Origin of the sequence: Actinospica acidithermotolerans (genome assembly GCF_018139625.1) — a bacterium.
Classification (GTDB): Bacteria; Actinomycetota; Actinomycetes; order Streptomycetales; family Catenulisporaceae; genus Actinospica; species Actinospica acidithermotolerans.
Genome location: NZ_JAGSOH010000223.1, coordinates 1 through 4,851, shown reverse-complemented (window position 1 = coordinate 4,851; position 4,851 = coordinate 1). Strand labels below are relative to the sequence as shown.

The following is a 4,851-nucleotide window of genomic DNA, read 5'->3' as shown; positions in this document are numbered from 1 at the left end:
GCCGAGCACGCTGGGGGTGGCGGCCTCGTCCCACTGCGCGAAGCGCGCGTCGAGGTCGAGGCGCGCGTCGTGCGTGGCGCGGATGCGGACGGCGGATTCGAGCCGCCGGCGGGCCTCGGCGGGGTCGAGCCGGGTGACGGTGACGGTGTCGAGCTCGTCGCGGGGCACGAGTTCGTTGACGATGTCGGCGAGGTGGCCGGGCAGGACCTCGGCGGGCAGCGGGACGATGGCCTCGGCCGGGCCGTGCTCCTCGTCGCGGACGATGACGGCGAAGGCGTGCCGTCGGGCGGCGCGGCGGAAGGAGAGCAGGTAGAGCAGGTCGCCGTCGAGTTCCCGGTGCACGCACAGGCTTTCCTCGACGTGCAGCGCGCGGTCGAGCTCCTCGAACCAGTCCGGGGGCAGCACGCCGGCGCGCCAGAGGCGGGCCGCGCCGCGGGCCGCGGCGGCTCCGGCCTCGCCGTCGGCGAGCAGCGCGAGGCTGGCGAGGACGGCGAGGGCGAGCGGGTCGTGGCGCTGCTCGAACTGGGTGACGAGCATCTGCACGATGTCGGGCGGGAGCGAGCCGACGAGGGCCGCGGCCTGGGCCATGTCGAGGATTCCGCAGAAGCTCGAGACCATCATCTCGAACTCGAACGGGTCGTCCTGGTCGGTGATCTCGGCGAGGTCGGCCAGCAGGGCGCCGGCGAGGTCGGCCGGGTCGAGGCCGAGCGCGCGGGGGCGGGGCGTCGTCACCTCGGGCTGCGTGGGCTCGGGCTGGGCGGCCGGCCTGCGCCGGGTGCGCCGCACGATCCGCGCGGGTCGGCGGAGCCGGTCGGCTGCCTCGCCCTCGGGAGAGTCTTTGCTCACGTCGCCAGTCTTCCACAGCGGCGGGGGCGTTGAATCCACTTTGACCGAGGCGGTACGTGCGGTTGAGCGTGCCGGAGCGTGAATTCTCAGGGAGTTTCAGCGGAATCCCAGAAACCGTTCAGCGCCACTGCATTCCACACCGCCGAGTACGGCCACGCCCCGTGTTCGCAGTGTTCTTTTTCGGTTAGCCCGGGAGCGAGTCGGGGCTGTACTTCTCGATGTGTTCGAGGCTGATTCGGGCGTCGAGGGCGGCGGCGTGCCGGAGCGGGTCGGTGCCGGTGTAGGAGCCGGATTCGGCGAGGGTGGCGGCGACCTCGCGGTGTGCGCGGTGCAGTACGGCGCCCTGGTCGGCGCCCTCGGGGTTGGCGACCATGAGGTATTCGCCGGTGCTGCAGCCGAAGTTGCCGGCCGTCAGGTTGTCCGCGTCCGCCTCGATGCGCTGGGACAGCAGGTGTCCGCCGAGCAGGTCGAGGACCTGCTGGTCGAAGGCGCCGGGCAGTCGCGGCTTGACCAGGCGGAGATCGCATACGTACAGCTCGGTGGCGCCGGTCGAGGCGTACGTCTCAGTGATCTGCTCGGGGGACGAGGCGGCCGCGAGGGCGGGTTCGATCAGTTCGAGCGCGGCTTCGGCGGAGTGCAGGTTGTACTGCCCGCAGGCCTCCGGCGTGGAGAAGGGTACGGGTTCGCCGGCGCGGAACTTCTCCCGGATCAGCTCGAGCGCGGCGCGGTAGGCGGCCAGCAGCGTCTGCGCCGAGAGCTCGCTCTCCGCACCGTCGAGTTCCACGAACGTGGACCGGAATCCCAGCGGCAGCCCGGCGCCGTCCGCCGCGTCCAGCAGGCCTGGAATATAAGGGCTCATATCGATGAGCCGTGCGGCGTGTCCGGCGCCGAGGCCGGTGGCCTCCGCGAGCCGCGCCCGCAGGTCCCCGCCCTCGGGCGAGGCGAGCGCGTGCTCGATCGAGTGGATGCCCGCGAACAGCCGGTCGCGGCCCGGGCCCGGCTCGGCCGGGTCCACCGTCGTGACGGGGAAGAAGTCGTGCCGCAGCACGAGCGGCGCGCTCCCGGTGATCTTCTTGTCGGCACCGAGGGTGCCGCCGGTCATCGCGATGTGGTCCTTGCCCGAGGAGTGCTTGGCGAGCAGTTCGACGCGGACGGACGGCGCGGTCATCGGGCGGCTCCCACCGGCTCGGCGAGGGCGGCGGAGATCCCGCGCGCCTCGAGGATCTGCTCGGCGACGAGCGCGAGCCTGCTCAGAGCGTAGGGCAGGTTCTCGTCGAACGCCTCGGGCGAGTCGCTGTCGCAGTAGTCGGACGGCGCCTTGTAGCTCTCGAGCTGCTCGAGCTGGCCGTTGCGCAGCAGGGTGTGCGCGATCGCGGTCAGCTCCATGTCGACGAAGTCGGCGTCGAAGCCGGCGAGCTCGGGGTGGAAGCCGTCGCGGCCGGTGACGAACGTGTCGCCGGACAGCAGGCGCGCGGTCGGCACGGGCTTGGGCGCGTTGCCGGTGAGCGGGTACTCGTGCACCTCGGTCTGCGGGATCTGGCCGATCTTGTAGCCGAAGGCGGTGACGTCGACGTCGAAGAACGCGCAGGTGGACACGGCGTGCACGGCGCCGATCTCGATGTCGTGGTTCAGGCAGCCGACGACGCCCATGTTCACCACGCGCTCGGGGTCGAACCGGTCGATCACGTGCTGGGTGGCCGCGGCCGCGTTGGTGGTGCCGATGCCGCTGACGACGACGACGGCCTGCGCGGTGTCGTCGCCGCGCCGGTAGACGGGGAAGGGCGCGAGGCTGAGCTCGGTCCACGAGGGCAGGTCGAAGATGCCCTCCGCCTCCTCCATCATCGCGATCACGAACGCCACCGGTGTCGAAGTCATACGATCATGCTACCCAACGGGGCCCGCCGCCCCCCGCCGGGCCAGCGGTCCAGCGCGACCCGATTGGCCCTCGTGCCCGGGTCCGCGCGCCCCGTACGCTGGCCGGCATGACGATGAATGTGCTGGTGGTGCGGGTTTTCGCGGCCGAGGACGGCCGCCACGGCAACGAACTCGGCGTCGTGCTCGACGCCCAGGGCCTCGACTCCGCCCTCGGCCCCGAACTGACCGCCCGCCTCGGCTTCAGCGAGACCGTCTTCGTCGACCGCGTCGACGAGCACGGCGCCGACGTGCGCATCTTCAACCCGACGGCCGAGATGAAGCTCGCCGGCCACCCCCTCGTCGGCGTCTCCCGCGTCATCGCCGACGCCACCGGCGGCCAGCCCCGCGTCCTGCGCCCCCGCCTGGCCGACCCCGTCGACACCTGGCGCGAGGGCGAGATCACCTGGATCCGCGCCAACTCCGCCTTCGCCCCCGACTTCGAGTTCGTCCGGCACCCCACCGCGGCGCAGGTCGAGGCGCTGCCCGTCCCCCCGCTGGACGAGAAGACCCACCACCAGCACTGGTCCTGGATCGACGAGCAGGCCGGCGTCCTGCGCGCCCGCACCTTCGTCGGCCGCATGGGCATCCCCGAGGACGAGGCCACCGGCGCCGCCGCCATCCACCAGGCCCAGCGCCTCTCCCGCCCCGTCACCATCCGCCAGGGCCGCGGTTCCGTCATCCACGCCCGCCCCGCCGCCGCCGCGGGCTGGTCCGAGGTCGGCGGCCGGGTGGTGGCCGAGCCGGCGAGGCTCGTCGAGCTCTGAGTCGGCGGCCGCGCGCGGTTGACGAGCGATGACCGGCCCGGCCCACGTCCCGCCGACGACCTGTCGGCGGCCCGCGGCCCACGATCCGCGGCGCGGCGATGCCGGCTACTTCGCGTCGGCGTAGCAGGCGACGGTGGCCAGGTGGAGGGGGAAGCGGACGGGGGTGTCGCCGAAGACGAGGCGGGTGGCTTCGAGGGCTGATTCGGTGACGGCGGCGCGGACGAGGTCGGCCTCGGGCTCGGGGCAGTGCAGGACGACCTCGTCGTGCAGGAAGAAGACGAGTTCGGCGCCGGTATCGGCGAGTTTGCGGCGGAGGGTCGCGATCAGGGCCAGCGCCCATTCGGCGGCGCTGCCCTGGACGACGAAGTTGCGGGTGAAGCGGCCGCGGTCGTGGCGGACCTGGTCGGCCTTGGCCTCGCCCTCGGCGCCGCCGACCAGCCGCCGCCAGCGGGCGGAGGGCGGCGGGCAGGCCCGGCCCAGGCGGGTGTGGACCACGCGGCCTTCGACGCCTGCCTTGGCGGCGTCGTCGACGAGGCCGATGGCGCGGGGGAAGCGGCGGCGCAGGGTGGCGAGCAGCGGGCCGACTTCGCCGCTGGTCTGGCCGTACATCGCGCCGAGCAGGCCGAGCTTGGCCTTGCTCCGGTCGCCGCCGAACACGTCGCCGAGCTCGGTGTAGAGGTCCTCCGCGCGGGCGGCGTCGGCGAGGCCGCGGTCTCCGGAGATCGCGGCGAGCACGCGCGGTTCGAGCTGGCCCGCGTCGGCCACGACGAACGTCCAGCCCGGGTCGGCGACGACGGCGCGGCGCACCATCGCGGGCAGTTGCAGCGCGCCTCCGCCGCGGCTGGCCCACCGGCCGGTGACGACGCCGCCGACGACGTACTCGGGGCGGAAGCGGCCCGCGCGCACCCACGCGCGCAGCCACGTCCAGCCGTTGGCCGAGTACAGGCGGGCCAGTTCCTTGTATTCGAGGAGCAGCGGCACGCCGGGGTGTTCGAAGCCGCGCAGCTCCCAGGCTCGCGTGGTGTGCGCGGGCAGGCCGGCCGTGGACAGGGCCTTGAGAAGCTGGGCGGGGGAGTCCGGATTGAGGCTCGGGGTGTGGAAGGCCTCGGCGACGCGTTCGACGAGCGCTTGGAGTTTCGCGGGACGGGCGGTGGGGCCGCCGAACGCGGGCATGGGGCCGAGGGCCTCGGTGAGGTTCGCCGAGTGCAGGGCGGGGTCGAGGGGGAGTCCGGCGTGGGTCATCTCGGCGGCGGCGAGCCCGCCGGCCGACTCGGCGGCCGCCAGAAGCCGCACGCGCGGTCCGGCGGCATCGAGTTCGGCGAGCTGC

Annotated in this window: 4 protein-coding genes and 1 pseudogene; 1 reads left to right on the top strand and 4 read right to left on the bottom strand. The window is 73.5% G+C overall.

Annotated features, from left to right (window positions below):
- The 3 genes and pseudogenes from KDK95_RS33995 to KDK95_RS33985 all read right to left on the bottom strand — a co-directional run.
- A pseudogene (locus tag KDK95_RS33995) lies at positions 1-846 on the bottom strand (hypothetical protein); the annotation flags it as partial.
- Positions 847-1,030: 184 nt separating this feature from the next.
- Entirely contained in the window at positions 1,031-2,014 is a 984-nt protein-coding gene (locus KDK95_RS33990) for a hypothetical protein (protein WP_212522477.1), read from the bottom strand.
- The gene (locus KDK95_RS33985) at positions 2,011-2,721 is read right to left on the bottom strand and encodes a 5'-methylthioadenosine/S-adenosylhomocysteine nucleosidase family protein (protein WP_212522476.1); all 711 of its coding nucleotides are present in this window, start codon (positions 2,719-2,721) and stop codon (positions 2,011-2,013) included. Before KDK95_RS33985 ends, KDK95_RS33990 begins: the two co-directional genes overlap by 4 nt.
- A gap of 107 nt (positions 2,722-2,828) precedes the next feature.
- Between KDK95_RS33985 and KDK95_RS33980 the strand changes: the two genes are divergently transcribed.
- Positions 2,829-3,524, top strand: coding sequence for a PhzF family phenazine biosynthesis protein (locus tag KDK95_RS33980; RefSeq protein WP_212522475.1), 696 nt, complete (start codon positions 2,829-2,831; stop codon positions 3,522-3,524).
- A gap of 105 nt (positions 3,525-3,629) precedes the next feature.
- On the opposite strand, the gene KDK95_RS33975 is transcribed toward KDK95_RS33980, so the two are convergent.
- On the bottom strand, positions 3,630-4,851 hold a 1,222-nt coding region (locus tag KDK95_RS33975; protein WP_212522474.1), incomplete at its 5' end, for a bifunctional 3'-5' exonuclease/DNA polymerase.

Bases quoted from the DNA above. Each gene is read 5' to 3' on its own strand.
- KDK95_RS33990 (WP_212522477.1), bottom strand. From the start codon at position 2,014: ATGACCGCGCCGTCCGTCCGCGTCGAACTGCTCGCCAAGCACTCCTCG.
- KDK95_RS33985 (WP_212522476.1), bottom strand. From the start codon at position 2,721: ATGACTTCGACACCGGTGGCGTTCGTGATCGCGATGATGGAGGAGGCG.
- KDK95_RS33980 (WP_212522475.1), top strand. From the start codon at position 2,829: ATGACGATGAATGTGCTGGTGGTGCGGGTTTTCGCGGCCGAGGACGGC.